This is a genomic window from Streptococcus pseudopneumoniae, assembly GCF_001076775.1.
Classification (GTDB): Bacteria; Bacillota; Bacilli; order Lactobacillales; family Streptococcaceae; genus Streptococcus; species Streptococcus pseudopneumoniae_G.
In genome coordinates this window covers 153,936-171,753 of the sequence record NZ_JVGV01000022.1, presented here as the reverse complement: position 1 = coordinate 171,753, position 17,818 = coordinate 153,936, and the positions used below count along the sequence as shown (strand labels likewise).

Annotated in this window: 13 protein-coding genes; 1 reads left to right on the top strand and 12 read right to left on the bottom strand. The window is 40.0% G+C overall.

Annotation, left to right across the window (positions count from 1 at the left end; genetic code table 11):
* Window positions 1-10: 10 nt before the first annotated feature.
* Window positions 11-1,270, bottom strand: coding sequence for a UDP-N-acetylglucosamine 1-carboxyvinyltransferase (locus tag ADJ60_RS06860; RefSeq protein ID WP_045611736.1), 1,260 nt, complete (start codon window positions 1,268-1,270; stop codon window positions 11-13).
* 268 nt (window positions 1,271-1,538) lie between these two features.
* Window positions 1,539-2,843 (bottom strand): surface-displayed alpha-enolase, encoded by a 1,305-nt coding sequence (eno, locus tag ADJ60_RS06855; protein ID WP_000022813.1) that lies wholly within the window; start codon window positions 2,841-2,843, stop codon window positions 1,539-1,541.
* A 163-nt stretch (window positions 2,844-3,006) separates the two neighbouring features.
* Between eno and ADJ60_RS06850 the strand changes: the two genes are divergently transcribed.
* On the top strand, window positions 3,007-3,453 hold the full coding sequence (locus ADJ60_RS06850) for a DUF1694 domain-containing protein (RefSeq protein ID WP_049544259.1): 447 nt from the start codon (window positions 3,007-3,009) through the stop codon (window positions 3,451-3,453).
* On the opposite strand, the gene ADJ60_RS06845 is transcribed toward ADJ60_RS06850, so the two are convergent.
* The 10 genes from ADJ60_RS06845 to ADJ60_RS06800 all read right to left on the bottom strand — a co-directional run bounded on the left by ADJ60_RS06845 (window position 3,450) and on the right by ADJ60_RS06800 (window position 17,816).
* The gene (locus ADJ60_RS06845; protein ID WP_049544257.1) at window positions 3,450-4,565 is read right to left on the bottom strand and encodes a glycerate kinase; all 1,116 of its coding nucleotides are present in this window, start codon (window positions 4,563-4,565) and stop codon (window positions 3,450-3,452) included. The genes ADJ60_RS06850 and ADJ60_RS06845 overlap by 4 nt on opposite strands.
* An 8-nt stretch (window positions 4,566-4,573) precedes the next feature.
* Entirely contained in the window at window positions 4,574-5,218 is a 645-nt protein-coding gene (gene serB / locus ADJ60_RS06840; RefSeq protein WP_049544253.1) for a phosphoserine phosphatase SerB, read from the bottom strand.
* A gap of 58 nt (window positions 5,219-5,276) precedes the next feature.
* Window positions 5,277-6,710 (bottom strand): glycogen synthase GlgA, encoded by a 1,434-nt coding sequence (glgA, locus tag ADJ60_RS06835; RefSeq protein WP_049544250.1) that lies wholly within the window; start codon window positions 6,708-6,710, stop codon window positions 5,277-5,279.
* Window positions 6,707-7,846 carry a glucose-1-phosphate adenylyltransferase subunit GlgD gene (gene glgD / locus ADJ60_RS06830; RefSeq protein WP_049544248.1) on the bottom strand — a complete coding sequence of 380 codons (1,140 nt, stop codon included), beginning with the start codon at window positions 7,844-7,846 and terminating at the stop codon, window positions 6,707-6,709. Before glgD ends, glgA begins: the two co-directional genes overlap by 4 nt.
* Window positions 7,836-8,978 (bottom strand): glucose-1-phosphate adenylyltransferase, encoded by a 1,143-nt coding sequence (locus tag ADJ60_RS06825; protein ID WP_049491443.1) that lies wholly within the window; start codon window positions 8,976-8,978, stop codon window positions 7,836-7,838. The genes glgD and ADJ60_RS06825 overlap by 11 nt, the downstream gene beginning before the upstream one ends.
* Window positions 8,968-10,896: a 1,4-alpha-glucan branching protein GlgB gene (gene glgB / locus ADJ60_RS06820; protein ID WP_049544246.1), complete on the bottom strand. Its 1,929-nt coding sequence runs from the start codon at window positions 10,894-10,896 to the stop codon at window positions 8,968-8,970. The genes ADJ60_RS06825 and glgB overlap by 11 nt, the downstream gene beginning before the upstream one ends.
* Window positions 10,897-11,210: 314 nt before the next feature.
* Window positions 11,211-13,493 (bottom strand): type I pullulanase, encoded by a 2,283-nt coding sequence (gene pulA / locus ADJ60_RS06815; protein ID WP_049544244.1) that lies wholly within the window; start codon window positions 13,491-13,493, stop codon window positions 11,211-11,213.
* 153 nt (window positions 13,494-13,646) lie between these two features.
* A complete protein-coding gene (ligA, locus tag ADJ60_RS06810) occupies window positions 13,647-15,605 on the bottom strand; it encodes an NAD-dependent DNA ligase LigA (protein ID WP_049544242.1) in 1,959 nt (652 codons plus the stop codon).
* Between the two features lie 92 nt (window positions 15,606-15,697).
* Complete coding sequence (locus ADJ60_RS06805; RefSeq protein ID WP_049544240.1) at window positions 15,698-16,876, bottom strand: MFS transporter; 1,179 nt, start codon at window positions 16,874-16,876, stop codon at window positions 15,698-15,700.
* Between the two features lie 76 nt (window positions 16,877-16,952).
* The gene (locus ADJ60_RS06800; protein WP_049544297.1) at window positions 16,953-17,816 is read right to left on the bottom strand and encodes an XRE/MutR family transcriptional regulator; all 864 of its coding nucleotides are present in this window, start codon (window positions 17,814-17,816) and stop codon (window positions 16,953-16,955) included.
* Between the last annotated feature and the right edge of the window lie 2 nt (window positions 17,817-17,818).

Below are 17,818 nucleotides of genomic sequence, written 5' to 3'. Positions count from 1 at the left end.
CCCCTACGGTTTATTCTTCAACAAGTGTAATATCTGCTCCTAGATTACGTAATTTTTCAATAATATCTGAATAACCACGTAAGATGAACTCAATATTTGTAATTTCAGTTTTGCCTTCAGCCATTAAACCAGCAATGACAAGTGCGGCCCCAGCTCTAAGGTCAGTAGCTTTTACATTTGCACCACGCAAACCACGTCCACCAGTATATAAAATATGGTCGTTTGTAGTCGTAATATCTGCGTCCATCTTTGCTAGTTCAAAAACATGGTTTACTCGTTTTTCATAAATGGTATCAATAATGGTACCACGCCCCTCTGCTGTTAACAAGAGTGGAGTAATTGGTTGTTGCAAGTCAGTAGCAAAACCAGGATAAGGTGCTGTCTTAATATTGATTGCTTTCAAATTAGACTGTTCTTCGACAAAAATACTGTCTTCAGATACAGTCATTCTCACACCCATCTCTTCCAACTTAGCGATGAATCCTTCTAAGTGTTCGTATAATACATTGTTGATACGAATTCCCTTACCGACTGCAGCAGCTAAGGAAATATATGTTCCTGCTTCAATACGGTCTGGAATCACCTGGTGGCGAGTTCCGTGTAATCTTTCAACACCATCAATAGTGATAATATTAGTTCCTGCCCCACGGATATGGGCACCCATATTATTCAAGAGAGTGGCAACATCAATAATCTCAGGCTCACGGGCTGCATTTTCAATAATAGTACGCCCATTTGCTTTAACCGCAGCAATCATCGTATTAATCGTCGCACCGACACTAACCGTATCCATGTAAATACTTGCACCATGAAGTCCCACATCTTTAGCAGATAACTTCATGTTATCTCCCTCGTAGCTAACAGTAGCTCCCATTGCTTCAAAAGCCTTTAGGTGTAAGTCAATAGGACGTGGTCCCAAATCACATCCACCAGGCAAACCAACTGTAGCTTCCCCAAAGCGACCTAAAAGACTTCCATAAAAATAATAAGATGCACGAAGACTGTTGATTTTCCCATAAGGCATTGGAATATTTTGAACACCTCGTGGATCAATCTCTAACACATCGTCATAACGCTTAACGGTAGCACCCATTAACTCCATGATTTCGACAAGACTAGCAACATCGGAAATATCTGGAACACAATCCAAAGTCACCACATCATCAGCCAAAATAATAGCTGGAATTAAGGCCACAACGCTATTTTTAGCACCGCTAATAGTGATTTCACCTTGCAAGGGCAATCCACCATTGATAACAATTTTTCTCATTTTAAATTTTTAATACTCTTTCAAAATTTCTAAAAAGGTCCTACGTTAAAGTATATCATAAATTCACCCTTTTTTCCATCATTTTCAATTATATTAGCTGAATCGGATTTATTAGTAAATGAGCTGTCTTGAAATGTTTTACGCCTTTTTGCCCCCTAAATACAAAAATAGCCCTTCGGATAAAATCCGAGGGGCTAGAAACGTTGTTAAATCAACGGCCGAACTTTTGAATTTCAAGGTTCGGGATAAAATAGTTCACTGAACTATTTTATTTTTTAAGGTTGTAGAATGATTTCAATCCACGGTATTCAGCTACTTCACCAAGTTGGTCTTCGATGCGAAGCAATTGGTTGTATTTAGCGATACGGTCTGTACGTGAAAGTGAACCAGTCTTGATTTGTCCTGCATTAGTTGCAACTGCGATGTCAGCGATTGTTGAATCTTCAGTTTCACCTGAACGGTGTGATACAACGGCAGTGTAACCAGCTTCTTTAGCCATTTCGATAGCTTCAAAAGTTTCAGTAAGAGTACCGATTTGGTTAACTTTGATAAGGATTGAGTTAGCAGCACCTTCTTGGATACCACGTGCAAGGTAGTCAGTGTTTGTTACGAAGAAGTCGTCACCAACAAGTTGAACTTTCTTACCAAGACGTTCAGTAAGAGCTTTCCAACCATCCCAGTCGTTTTCATCCATACCATCTTCGATAGTGATGATTGGGTATTTGTTAACCAATTCTTCAAGGTAGTCGATTTGTTCTGCAGATGTACGAACAGCAGCACCTTCACCTTCAAATTTAGTGTAGTCGTAAACTTTACGTTCTTTATCGTAGAATTCTGATGAAGCACAGTCAAATCCGATAAATACATCTTTACCTGGAACGTATCCAGCAGCTTCGATCGCAGCAAGGATAGTTTCAACACCGTCTTCAGTTCCTTCGAAACGAGGAGCAAATCCACCTTCGTCACCTACGGCAGTTTCCAAACCACGTGATTTAAGGATTTTCTTAAGAGCGTGGAAGATTTCAGCACCGTAACGAAGAGCTTCTTTAAATGTTGGCGCACCAACTGGCAAGATCATGAACTCTTGGAAAGCGATTGGAGCGTCAGAGTGAGAACCACCATTGATGATGTTCATCATTGGAGTTGGAAGAACTTTAGTATTGAATCCACCAAGGTAGCTGTAAAGTGGGATTTCAAGGTAGTCAGCAGCAGCACGAGCTACAGCGATAGACACACCAAGGATTGCGTTTGCACCCAATTTACCTTTGTTAGGAGTACCGTCAAGAGCGATCATAGCACGGTCGATAGCTTGTTGATCACGTACATCGTAGCCGATGATTGCTTCAGCAATGATGTTGTTTACGTTGTCAACAGCTTTTTGTGTACCAAGACCACCGTAACGAGATTTGTCACCGTCGCGAAGTTCAACTGCTTCGTGTTCACCAGTAGAAGCTCCTGATGGAACCATACCACGTCCGAAAGCACCTGATTCAGTGTAAACTTCTACTTCAAGTGTTGGGTTACCGCGTGAGTCTAGGACTTCGCGAGCGTAAACATCAGTAATAATTGACATTTTTTACTCTCCTTATGAGTTAAATTTTTTACACCTCTATAATACCTTAAAAGCCCTCCTTTTTCAAGAAAAAACGTTATCTTTGTGCAAATTTTCCTTAACTTTATAAAGTAATCGCTTTCTTTTGTCTGTTTTATTCTAACTTTTATGATATACTGTTTTCATGACAGATTTATCAAAACAATTACTTGAAAAAGCTCATGGTGGCTCAAAATTAAATCCAGATGAGCAAAGACGCTATCTTGGCACTTTTGAGGAAAGAGTTCTTGGATATGCAGATATTGACACAGCAAATAGCCCTCAGTTAGAAAAAGGCTTTTTATCTATTTTAGAAAACCTTCAGCAAAAAGCAGAACCACTATTTGTGAAGATTTCACCAACTATCGAATTTGACAAGCAAGTTTTCTACTTAAAAGAAGCTAAAGAAACTGATAGTCAAGCTACCATTGTATCTGAAGAGCATACTTCTTCTCCTTTTGGCCTGATTATCCATAGCAATGCACCAGTACAAGTAGAAGAAAAGGACCTTCGACTTGCTTTTGCAAAACTTTGGGAAGTTAAAGAGGAAGAACCATCCAAAGCATCCTTATGGAAGAAATGGTTTGGCTAAATCATGCGCATATTTAATAAGTGCCCGATATTGGCTGCCGTGCGTTCCAGATAGAGACTGGCATTTTTCAAACTATCTTCTAAAGGTTCACTTTTCTCCAAAATAGAAAAGGCTGCTTGGATATTTTCAAATGGTAAGGGAGGTAAATCTTCAGCAAGACTACCGCAAATAGCAATAACAGGAACTCCGACAGGGGTTCTTTTTGCTACGCCTATAGGCGCTTTCCCAGCAAAGCTTTGACAATCTAGTCTTCCTTCTCCTACAACAACCAAGTCAGCATGTAAAACTTTCTTATCAAAGTTGATTAAGTTCAAGCAGGTATCAATTCCTGATACGATATTTGCCTGAGCAAAGGCACACAAACCGCCAGCAATGCCTCCACCAGCTCCTGCTCCTTTAATTTGCAATGTTGCAGGTGAAACTTTTTTATAAAAATCTTGGATTGCCTGATCTACGACTGCAAACATAGTAGGATGTAGGCCTTTTTGCTTACCAAAAGTATAAGTCGCACCTTGATGACCACATAAGGGACTCACGACATCTGCTAAAATACGAATTTGAACATCTTCTGGAATTTCATAGCGATTTTCTATTGAAACAGAAGCTAATTTTAGTAAGGATTGACCGCAAGCCGGTAAGACATTTCCATCCCTATCATAAAATCGATAACCTAAACCAGCAGCGATTCCAATTCCTCCGTCATTACTGGCCGTACCACCAACACCGATATAGATATCTTTAATCCCTTGACTAATGAGGTGGCGAATCAATTCTCCAATACCACAAGTTTGGATTTTCAGTGGATCTCGTTTCTCTAGCGGAATCTTTCCAAGGCCAACCAAATCAGCAACTTCAAATAGTGCCAGTTGTTCTTTTTGAAAATAGCGCATGGCTTCTTTTTGTCCAAAAGGGCCTGTCACTTGGATCCAATTTTCTTCTAGGTCAATAGAATGTCGAATAGCATCAACAGTACCTTCTCCCCCATCACCAACAGGGCAGAGGAGACATTCTACATCTGCTATCGATTGTTGGAAGCCTCTTTTTATTGCTTCAGCTACCTGTTGAGCTGTCAAGCTTTCCTTAAACGAATCCGGTGCAATTACAATCTTCATATTTTCCCTCATTCTAAACAGTCAATCAAAGGAAGTACTTCTAAAAAATCCCTCTTGTCAACATGATTCGGTATTTCTTTTTTGAGTACTTCTTTGGCACAAAATGCGATTCCAAGTCCCGCCGACTTCAACATCAATAAATCATTGGCTCCATCACCGATTGCGACTGTTCTTTCTTTAGAAAGTTTTAGTTCCTCTCTCCATTGTTCTAGAGTCTCTTTTTTAACCTCTGGACTGATAATTTCTCCAATCAATTTTCCTGTTAGATGGCCGTCTTTATCTTCAAGTTGGTTGGCAGAGAAATAGGAAATACTAAGGAATTTTGCTAATCTCGCAACTATTGGTGTAAAGCCCCCAGACACCAGACCAACTAGGATTCCGTTCTTTTGGAGAATAGAGATAAATATCTGTGCATTTGGCGATAGATGAATAGAGTCGAAAGCTTTATCAAATACAGAGACAGGAAGGCCTTCCAAGAAGGAAACTCTTTTTCTTAAACTACTTTCAAAGTTCAACTCTCCTCTCATTGCCCGACTTGTAATCTGCGAAATTTCTTCCTCACGACCTGCCTCTCTACCCAAAAGATCAATTACTTCTTCTAGGATTAAGGTTCCATCAACATCCATAACACACAATCCTTTTACTTGAGACATCACTCCTCCTCTCTAAATAGCCCAAAAATCGTATGAAATCATCATACGATTTTATCTATTAATTAACTAAACTATGGTACAAGTCAAGGTATGACTTGCAGGCTGTATCCCATGAGAAATCACACTCCATAGCTTGTTTTTGTAGACTTCTCCAAACATCAGGATGGTTTCTATACAAGTCCAAAGCTGTTTGGAAAGTCCAATTCAACCAGTAAGGAGATAGATTGTCAAAGCTAAAGCCAGTACCGCTTCCTTCAATTGGATTAAAGGCTTTAACGGTATCTCGCAACCCACCAACTTCATGGACCAATGGCAAGGTTCCGTAACGCATAGCCATCATTTGAGACAAACCACATGGTTCAAAACGACTTGGCATAAGGAAGAGGTCACAAGCAGCGTAGATTTCTTGAGCTAGTTTGACATCAAAAGTGATATTTGCTGATAGCTTGTCTGGGTAGATTTGAGCAAACCATGAGAAAGCTCCTTCAAAGGCTGGATCTCCAGTTCCCAAAAGAACAATCTGAATATCATTTTGCAAGATATGGTGCAAACTTTCCACCACCACATCAAAACCTTTTTGACGTGTCAAACGAGAAACAATTCCCACCAGTAGAACATCAGTCCTAACGGGTAAGCCAACTCTTTCTTGCAATTTTGCCTTATTCTGGGCCTTCCCAGACAAATCTTCCTGATTAAAATGATAGTCTAAAAGGGCATCCGTCTGAGGATTATAAAGGTCAGCATCAATCCCATTTACGATACCAGAGACCTTACCAGACTCCATTCGAAGAATCTGATCCAAGTTACATCCAAACTGACTAGTCATAATTTCATGAGCATAGCTAGGCGAAACGGTTGAAACACGATCCGCATAGAGAATACCAGCCTTCATCCAGTTCAGACAGTTATTCCAGCGAAGGGTACCATCAGCATAACGCTCAAAGCCAACTCCAAACAAATCCCATAACATTCCTTCTGAAAATTGTCCTTGGAATTCCAAATTATGAATGGTTAAAACAGTTTTAATGCCCTCATAGGCTTGAATCCAACGGTATTTTTCCTTCAACAAGAAAGGAATCATAGCTGTATGGTAGTCATGAACATGGAGAAGATCAGGAATAAAGTCAATCCTTTCCATAGCCTCAATGGCAGCCAGTTGGAAAAAAGCAAAGCGTTCTCCGTCATCAAAATCACCGTAAACATGACCTCGGAAGAAATAATATTGGTTGTCAATGAAGTAGAAGGTCACACCATTTAAGACTGTTTTCTTAATCCCACAGTACTGTCTGCGCCAACCAACACTAACCTCAAAATGAAGCACATCTTCAATCTGATTTCCAAATTTAGCCTCTACCATGTCATAGTAGGGTAAAATTACTGCAACTTCATGTCCCGCTTTTACCAGTGATTTAGGAAGAGCGCCAATGACGTCTCCCAAACCACCTGTTTTTGAAAAGGGTGCACCCTCAGCTGCTACAAATAAAATTTTCATGAATGAATATCCTCTGTTACTTTAGCACCTTTCTTAACGACGACTGGATGTTCTGCAGTTCCACGGATCACAACTCCATCCGCAACTTCAACACCCTTGTCCAAGATAGCATATTCTACCTGAGCACCTTCTCCAATAACAACACGAGGGAATAAGATGCTATCTTTAACCAAGCTATCCTTATGGACATGAATATTACGTGATAAAACAGAATTAGCCACTTGACCTTCAATGATACTACCAGAGGCAAACTGAGAAGTGCTTACCTTAGATGTATTGGCATAGTAAGTTGGCTCTTCGTTTTTGACCTTTGTATAAATCTTTTGGTTTGGTGAGAAGAGAGAATAGAACTTTTGCGATTCAAGCATATCGATATTCGCTTTATAATAAGACTCTACAGAATGAATGTTGGCTAGGTAGCCTGTGTACTCGTAGGCAAAAGCCCCTTCTTTTGCAGCCAAATCCCGTAAAACATAGCGCAACTTCTCTGGATGTTCTTTCTTAGCCTCTTCTTCTAAGCGTTCAATCAACCAAGGGGTATCAACGACAAAGATATCTGTCGACATATTGTAAACTTCATCTGATGATTTACTATCAAAGAGTTTATGAGAACGAACATGGTCTGTTTCATCCACTTCCAAGATTGCGTTTACTTCTGAAATGTCTTTCTTAGCTAGTTTTTTATAAACTACAGTGATAGGCCCTTTTGTTGTACTATGTAGATGGAAAACTTGGTTCAAATCAATATTAATCAAAACATCACAGTTGAGTGAAACTGTTTGGTTTGAGCCAGAACGTTTCAAGTAAGTAAGAAGTTGTTGGTAGTATTCTTTTCCAACTGTACTACTTTCCACACGAGTATTGTAAATACCTAGATAATAGTGGCTAAGAAGAGTTGACAAGCCCCACTCACGTCCTGAACGGATATGGTCAAAGACTGAGCTGATATTGTCTTGTTGGAAAATACCAAAAATACTACGGACACCAGCATTAGCAAGACTTGAAAGCGGGAAGTCAATCAAGCGATATTTACCACCAAATGGCAAACTAGCTACTGGACGGTGGTCTGTCAGTGTTGACATATCATGAAAACCAACTGTGTTTCCTAAAATGGCAGAATATTTATCAATCTTCATCTGTTGCTACCCCCACTACTTCATCATATCCTACAACTTGTACTTCTTCTGTTCCATCAATTTCGACACCATCAGAAATAACTGCACCTTCACCAATAATGGCACGTTTGATTTTAGCTCCCTGACCGACAATTGCACCACTCATGATAACTGAATCTACTACTTCTGCCCCTTCGCGAACTTGCGCACCTGTTGAGAGGATAGAATGTTTAACAGTTCCATCTACGAAACAGCCATCGACAACCAAGGAATCTTCCACATGAGCATTTGCCCCAAGGAAGTTTGGTGGTGAAATTAAGTTTCTTGAGTAAATCTTCCATTGACGGTTACGGCTATCCAAGGCATTTTCTGGTGAAATATATTCCATGTTAGCTTCCCAAAGTGACTCAATAGTACCAACATCTTTCCAGTAGCCATTAAACTCATATGCATAGACACTTTCACCTGACTCAAGGTAATTTGGAATGACATTCTTACCGAAGTCTGACATATCGACATTGCTCTTTTCAGCAGTAACAAGCATATTGCGCAGACGTTGCCAATCAAAAATGTAAATTCCCATAGAAGCTTTTGTAGATTTAGGTTGAGCTGGTTTTTCTTCAAATTCAACAATGCGGTTATTGGCATCTGTGTTCATAATACCAAAACGACTAGCTTCTTTAAGAGGGACGTCTAAAACCGCTACTGTCAAGCTGGCATTATTATCTTTGTGAGACTGGAGCATATCATCATAATCCATTTTGTAGATATGGTCCCCAGATAGAATCAAGACATACTCAGGATTGACACTGTCGATATAATCAATATTTTGGTAAATAGCGTGGCTAGTCCCCTCAAACCAACGATTTCCTTCACTTGCAGAATAAGGTTGAAGAATAGAGACACCAGAATTGATACCGTCTAGTCCCCAGCTTGAACCATTACCAATATGGTTGTTGAGAGCAAGTGGTTGGTACTGTGTAATGACTCCAACATTGTTGATGCCTGAGTTGGCACAGTTTGAAAGAGCAAAGTCAATGATACGGTAGCGCCCACCAAATTGCACAGCTGGTTTTGCAATGCTTTGAGTGAGTTTACCGAGACGAGTTCCTTGCCCACCAGCAAGAATCAAAGCTAACATTTCATTCTTCATTTTCTACTCCTTTTTGGTTTTTACTTGTGACGGTTTTAGTAGGTTTCAATCGACGTTTGATTTTCCAAACACTTGCTCCCATAGCCGGTAGGGTAAAGGTCAAGGTCTGCTCATAATCTTTCCATAGTCCTTCTTGCGTTTGAACAGTTTGATTATGTTCTTTCCAAACGCCTCCCCACTCTTCTAACTCAGTATTCCAGACTTCTTCGTAAATCCCTGCAACAGGAAGTCCGATTGTAAAATCTTTTCGTTCAACAGGTGCCATATTAAAGATACAGACTAACATATCATCCTTCTTACCCTTACGGATGAAGGAAAGAACACTCTGGTCTCTATTATCCGCATCGATGATTTCAATACCATCATAGCTGGTATCAATTTCCCACAGACAGCGGTGGTCTTTGTAAAACTGGTTTAGCTGAGAAGTGAAATACTTCATCTTAGCATTCATTGGATCTTCTAGGTTAGACCATTCCAACTGTTCTTCAGATTTCCATTCTAGGAATTGCCCATATTCACTACCCATGAAGAGCAATTTCTTACCAGGGTGACAAATTTGGTAAGTGTAGAGATTACGCAAGCCTGCGAATTGATTATAACGATCTCCCCACATCTTGTGCATCATACTCTTCTTGCCATGAACCACTTCGTCATGTGAGAATGGTAGGAGATAATTCTCCTTGAAGACATACATAAAACTGAAAGTCACTAAATTAAAGTCATACTTACGGTAAATTGGGTCTTCTTCGTAGAATCGTAGGATATCATTCATCCAACCCATATTCCATTTGTAGTCAAAGCCAAGACCATCTGAATCCTTGGTGTCAGTAATCTGAGTAGCTGATGAACTTTCCTCAGCTATCATCATAACGTCTGGATGAGCTTGTTTAATGACATCATTCAAACGTTTTAAGAAATAATAGCCTTCGTAGTTGAGATTGCCCCCATCTTTATTAGGCGTCCATGGGGCATCATCGTAATCTAGATAGAGTATATTGCTCACTGCATCCACACGAATACCGTCCAAATGGTAAAAGTCAATCCAAAACTTAATACTAGAAATCAAGAAGGACTGGACTTCATTCTTTCCAAGGTCAAAATTGAGAGCTCCCCAACCGTAGTTATGAGCCTTATTATGGTCTTGATATTCAAAAGTCGGTGTTCCATCATAATAGGCCAAGGCATCATCATTAATAGTGAAGTGACCAGGTACCCAGTCCACAATAACCCCAATATTGTTTAAGTGACACTCCTCAACAAAATCTTGAAATTCCTCAGGGCGACCATAGGCATGCTCTAAAGCAAAGTAACCCATAAGCTGGTAACCCCAACTCAATCCAAGAGGATGAGACATCAAGGGCATAAACTCAATGTGAGTATAGTTCATCTCGACCAAGTAAGGAATGAGTTCATCTTTCAATTGAGCAAAACTAAAAGGACTACCATCAGGATTTCTCTTCCAAGAGCCAGCATGAGCTTCGTAAATATTGACGGGACGCTCTTCAAAGCTCAAGCGTTTTCTACGAGCTAACCAAAGTCCATCTTTCCATTTTTTCTCTGGAATTTCTGTTAAAATAGCCCCAGTACCAGGTCGTGCCTCATACCGTACAGCCAAAGGATCAATCTTCATAAGCTGATGACCATTTGCACGTGTGATATGATACTTATAAATTTGGCCTTCGTAAGCAAGACTGGTAAAGACTTCCCAGACTCCAAATTCGTTCCGTTCCATTGGAATTTGATTTTCAATCCAATTGGTGAAATCCCCTACCAAGTGTACAGCCTGAGCATTAGGTGCCCACACACGAAAAGTGTAGCCATACTCACCATTTTTTTCTTCCCTATGAGCTCCCAGATAGTGCTGGAGGTGAAAATTTTCACCTGTCATAAAGGTTTTTAAAGCATTATTCTTATCCATACACCCTCCTAATTCTGTAAGCGTTTTCTATAGATTTATTATACTACCTTTTTAGGGAAGATTCAAGTAAATTACGGAATTTGCAAAAAAATCTTTTGAAAGTCTTCAACAAATTCACTGATGTGTTCACTTGTAAATCAAGAAATTTTCAGAAACGCTTTGAAAACGAATTGTTTTTTAATAATACTATCACAAAGTTCGTTATTTAGCTAACAAAAAATATAATTTTAAGTAAAAAAATAAATCAGGAAACGAATCTCCTGATTTTATTAACAGATAAAGCACCACAAATGAATTTAAATTGTAAATCTATTCTACAAAACTTTAAAGACGCTGGCACTGACGCCACCAACCATGTCTTTATCACTTAAATGGCTATTGGTCACAAGCATTTCTAGATTTCCTGCATTTTCAAAGTATAAGGAAGTTCCCTTGGCATTGAATACTACCAATAGATGTTCTGGCCCCCCGTGAATCTCGTAAACAATCCATCCGCTATTTTCTGCAGCTGTGTGAACAAAGACATGACGGTAAACTTCTTCGTATGTAGGATAAGAAAAGGCGCTAGTCTGTGTTTTCAGTCGAATAATTTGACGGACAAAGTCAATGCTTTCTTGTCTTTCATTGATTAAATCCCAGTTTATTTGGTTAACACTGTCAGGAGCCTTGTAACTATTCATAGCACGTTCTCGGTCTGCCGAAGTGAGTTGTCCATGTTCACCCGTCGGAATTAATTTGGTTCGACCAAATTCTTGGCCAATTTCCATAAAGGACATTCCTTGCATGAGAAGGTTCATTGCTGTCGCCGTCTCAACCTTGCGCATAATCTGGTCTGAACTTTGATCAGGATGAAGAGTCGCCAACAAATCATGAAGATTGTAATTGTCATGGGCTTCAACATAGTTGAGAACCTGGTTTGGACTGAGATAAGAACCCAATTCTCGGCTACCAAGAATGGCCTTGGCAATGATTGGTTCAGTGGCTGCACCACTTACAAATCCTGACTTGATTGCACCATAAACTTCTCCTCCTTTGACCGCATCACGCTGATTATCATTGAAGAATCCGATATTTGGCATTTGGTAGGCATTATCCTTCTTGGCCTTATCATAAGTTGCAAGACCTGTTCCCATATCCCAGCCTTCTCCATAAGTGATAATACGGGGATCAACCTCATCTAGCGCCCAACGAATCGCTTGCATGGTTTTGACATCATGAATACCCATCAAGTCAAAACGGAAGCCGTCAATATTGTATTCCTGTACCCAGTATAGAAGAGAATCAATCATGTACTTGCGGAACATTTTGTGTTCACTGGCTGTTTCATTTCCAACACCTGTTCCATTCTGGAAGGTACCGTCTGGATTCATACGATAGTAGTAATCAGGGACAGTTGTTTGGAAAGGTGCATCAACCGTTGAAAAGGTGTGATTATAAACCACGTCCATAATGACACCAATCCCCGCATCGTGATAGGCTTGAACCATGGTCTTCAAATCACGAATGACCTGCCCTGGATCATCTGGATTACTAGAAAAACTTGGTTCTGGTGCATTGTAGTTTTGAGGGTCATAACCCCAGTTATAGGTTACATTTCCATCCTCATCGTATTCCTTATGGCGATCAAAGATAGGCTGGAGTTGAACATAGTTGCAGCCAAGTTCTTTGATATAGTCAAAGGCGGTTGCTTGTCCGAATTGGTTTACAGTTCCAGTCTGGGCAGCACCAAGGAAGGTTCCACGGAGATGCTCTGCAACTCCAGAGGTCGGAGATTTGGTTAAATCTCGGATATGCATTTCACAGATAACTGCTTTACATGGATTTTCCAAACGCCAAGGCGCTTCTGTTCCATGTTTGACCACAAATCCTTCTACTTGTCTGTCTTGATGAGAAAGAATTACGGAACGTTTGCCGTCAGGACTTGTGGCAATCGTGTAAGGATCTCTCGTCACAGTCTGGTGGTGAGGAAAGTCAATCTGATACTGATAAGCCTTGCCAGCAAGATTTTCATCTAAGTCTAGACTCCAAACACCAATGGTATTGTACTTATGACTGTATGAATAGCTATTACCACGCTCTAGATTAAAGGTTTTCCAAATCGGAGCGTCGTTGCTGGTATTTTCGTAGACAACCACCTGTACAGCAGTAGCCGTAGGAGCCCAAAGTTTAAAGCTAGTCTGATAATCTGAAAGACTGTAACCTAGTTCTCCTTGGTAGCCCCAGTGGTGATCAAAACTAGCGCTATGTATTGCTCTATCAAAAGCAAATGGATTTTGATCTTTGTAGTAAGAACTAGCAATGGCTGGGTTTTCAGAATAATAAACAGTCTCGTCGCCCTCTAAAATCCAAACTTCTGTCAGAAGCGGATAGTAGTTATAACGCACGGAATATTCCTTAACTGTCCCATCAATCTCGACAGAAAACTTCAGGTTTTCTAACTTTTCTTGACTTGTAACTGTGAAGGAGAACTTTGCTCCAAAAAAGTTATTTTCATAATACAATTTTTCAACATTGTCCGCCTGTTTTCTACTAAATGAACAGGCTGCATAATCCCCGTTTTTTCGATGAAAATGGATGACTACAGGGTAATTTAACATTTCTTTTCCTAATTTCTAATTTTAATTTAATTTTTTATGTGGTGCTGATAGATTCAGCAATTTAATTTCTGACTCAAGATAGACTCAATTCATGTCAAAACACTTCAGGATAGACAGTTTCAGACTATCTAACATCTAGCCTTCTACTATTCTTTACAAACTTTCGAGCCAAGCTTCATCTCGAACTTCAATACCAAGTTCTTGTGCTTTTTGAAGTTTACTTCCAGCATCTGCTCCTGCAACAACGAGGTCTGTCTTTTTAGAAACACTGCCTGTCACTTTGGCACCCAGACTTTCGAGTTTACTTTTAGCTTCTGAGCGCTTGAGTCGCTCCAATTTTCCAGTCAATACAACGGTCAAGCCTGACAAGGCTGCATCTACCACTACAGTCTGACCTTTATAGTCCAGATTGACCCCAGCTTCTCTCAATTCTCTGAGGAGAATTTCAGAGCCTTCTGTAGCAAAGTAAGTCTGAAGACTCTTGGCAATCACACCACCCAGACTCTCAATACTAGCCACTTCCTCTGGATCTGCCTGAGCCAGATTTTCGATTGAATGAAAATGTTGAAGTAACAGCTGACTGGCCTTGCTTCCGACATGACGAATGCCCAAACCAAACAAGAGCTTTTCAGCAGAATTTTCCTTAGATGCTTGGATGGCCTGATACAGTTTAGCAGCAGACTTTTCCTTAACCCCCTCTAAAAGGAGGAAATCTTCTTCTTTCAAACGGTAAATATCCGCCACATCCTTGACTAAATTAGCAGCGAAAAGCTTCTCAACAATAGATGGACCAAGTCCTGTAATATTCATAGTATCTCGAGAAGCAAAGTGAATCAAACCTTCCATAATTTGGGCAGGGCAACGTGGATTGATACAACGGAGAGCCACCTCATCTTCAAAATGAAGCAAGTGACTGTCACAACTTGGGCAATGTGATGGAATATCTAGTTTTTCTTCAGAAAGACGTTTAGACTCTACCACACGCAAAACAGCAGGGATGATGTCACCAGCCTTATAAACGATAACCGTATCGTCTTTGCGGATATCTTTTTCAGCAATATAATCCACATTGTGCAGGGTCGCACGGCTAACAGTCGTACCAGCTAGTTGTACTGGTGTGAGATTTGCAGTTGGGGTTACAACACCCGTACGGCCAACTGTCCAGTCAACTGATAAAAGTTTGGCTTCTTTTTCTTCTGCAGGAAACTTGTAGGCTACTGCCCATTTTGGAGCCTTAACAGTAAAACCAAGTTCTTCTTGACCTGCTAAGTCGTTGACCTTGATCACTACCCCATCAATATCATAAGGCAGATGTTCCCTTTCTTGCCCTACTTCTTGGATAAAATCCCAGATTTCATCTATGTTTTCAGCCAAGATTCTCTTAGGATTGACTACAAAACCAAGTTGTTCTAGGTGCTTCAAAACCTTTTCTTGGCTATCACGAGTTGAAGGGCTGGCTTCTTGATAGAGGAATGTTGCAAGATTGCGCTTGGCTACTACTGCTGTATCCAGCTGACGTAGTGTGCCTGCTGCCGCATTACGAGGATTTGCAAATTCAGGCTCTCCATTTTCTTGGCGAGCTTGGTTAACCTGGTCAAAAGAAGAGCGTGGCATATAACATTCCCCACGAACTGTAATATCAAGTTCTTCTGGCAAGGTCAAAGGAATATCCTTAACACGCTTAAGATTTTCTGTGATATTTTCACCAATAGAACCATCTCCACGTGTTGCCCCAGCAACTAAAATCCCCTTTTCATAAGTCAGCGAGATAGACAAGCCATCGATTTTCAGCTCACAAATATAGGTTGGATGAGGCACTTCCTTACGAACACGCGCATCAAAAGCTTCAAGCTCCTCACGTGAAAAAGCATCCTGCAAACTATAAAGAGGATACTGATGACTGTATTTTTCAAAACCATCTAAAACCTTGCCACCAACACGATGGGTCGGACTGTCTGCTAATACTTGATCTGGATAGGCAGCCTCCAACTCAACCAACTCACGGTAAAGGCGGTCATACTCACTGTCTGAAACCGACGGATTGTCGCTGGTATAGTACTCAGTCGCATAGCGATTAAGCAAGGCGACTAACTCATTCATTCTTTTATTCATAAAACCATTTTACCATAAACTAAGCCCTCCTCACAAACGAGAAGGGCGGAAAAAACACTTAGATTGGAATTATTTTTAAAACTCAAACATACTTATATCTCTTTTTTAAAATGAGTTCGTACATAGCCTAGAGCTAAGAAAGATAAAGCAACAACTCCTAGTCCTATAATCAAGAAAGAATAAAGATGAACACTTGGAAGCAAGGTCATTAAACCTGTTGCAATTGGCATAAATAGTATAGCTAAGGTATAAATCGAACTAAGGACTCTGCCCAGATATTCACCATCAACCTTGGTTTGTACTTGAGTAAAAAAGTGAATATTGAAAATCGTCATAAATAGTTCACAAATGAAATTCCCTGAAAAAGCAAGATAGGTGGGGAAGTCGAATCCCATTATCATCACTCCAAGTCCAGTCAGAGCTAATAACAACAAAAGCTTTTCCATACTAGCTTTAATCTTACTAGCTAACAAAGCCCCAACAATAGATCCGATAGCACCCATTGTCAAAATAGTGGCATAGGAACCTTGTACTCCATATAGCTGATTTGAAAAGGGAAGGAGATAATTAAAGGCTGCGAAGAAAAAATTGACACTTGAAGCCATGACTAATAAAAAGAAGATTTCCTTTTGCTTCACAATATAGTGAACCCCCTCCTTGATATCAGAAAAAATAACTCTGAATGTGAGTTTCTTTTCACCCAAAGTCTTCTCTTCTTTCTTTGGAAGCAAGGCTACCAAACCAAAAGCGAGAAAAAAACTAAGGGCATCTAATACCAAGGTAATGCGAAGACTTGCGAATTGTAAGACCAGAAAAGAGAGTGCAGGAGAACTCACACTGACAACTTGCAAGACCAACTCCAAACGAGAATTGTAGAGGACCAGCTCATCCTTCTCTACCAATTCTGTGATAATGGCCTTATTTGCAGGTCTAGAAAAGGCAAAAGCAATAGCCTGAACAATATTGGCAACAATCAAAGCCCCAATCATCCAGCTGTCATTCCTTATAAAAGAAATAGACAGACAAAGAATCCCACAAACAAGGTCTGTCGACATTAAAATCCTACGACGAGAAAAACGGTCTGATATAACTCCACCAAAGGGATTGACTAGAATAGATGTGACGAGTTCAGAAATCTGATAAATCCCTAGAACTGTCTGTCCTATCGTTCCCATTGATGCCAACCAAACACTGTTTCCATAATCATAGAGCATATTTCCTATCTTGTTTATAGCTCCTCGACTAATCAACTGTACTGCGTATCGATTCATAAAAACTCCTCTCAAATTTTGAAACTATTGTATCAAAACTTGGAGGAGTTTCTCATTTTTCCCATATTTGGGAAAATTAATCTTTGACAAATTTCTCGTAGTGTTCCTGATAGTAGGCTACTTGCTCTGGAAGACCTAGTAGGTCAAAAATATGCATGGCTTCTTGCATCTGCTTACAACTGACTTTACACTGTCCCTTTTGATACAAGGCAAAGCCTTTTAAATAATGAAAAACATTACGCTCATAAAGCTTAATACCTTTACCAATAATCTTCTCTGTATAAGTCTCAAAATAGCTTGCATTGTCAAAAGAAAGATGCTCTAAACAATGCTGGTAACAATTGAGAGCCAAAATCAACACTAATCTCTTATGGCGACCAATCTCTTGGTAAAATTCCTCCCTCTCCATCACTTCTCTACCAATCCGAGTGACATAGTCCACATCGTAGAAACTATAGAGGTTACCGAAAAGAATCAACTCATACATAGTCCATTCTTCTGTTTTGAAGAGATAATCTGCTACCTTATCCAAATCATCCTGCTTCATATCATAACTCGAATCTCTTTGAGAAATCAGACCCTGTAGCAAAATCCAGTTCAGCTCAAAATAAAGGGGAGTCGTCGAACTCTTAGCCTTTTCAAGTTGTTCTTCTTGAAGCTTTTGAAAACCTGCAATATCATTTGAGTAGTAAAGCGGGATAATCTGTGCCATCATGGCAACATGTTCATGATTGTGAAAATCCCTAGCCTTGTCCATGAAATTTTCAATGGTCACATGAATATTATCCAAAATCTCAAAGAAACGTGAGACCGCTAGGTCAGACTCCCCAAGCTCAAAGCGAGATAACTGAGAGGTAGAGCAAGACTCACCTGCCGCCTCCTTTAAAGAATAATTTCCACTTGTCCGAAATTCACGAAATACTTTTCCAAGATGTTCCATCT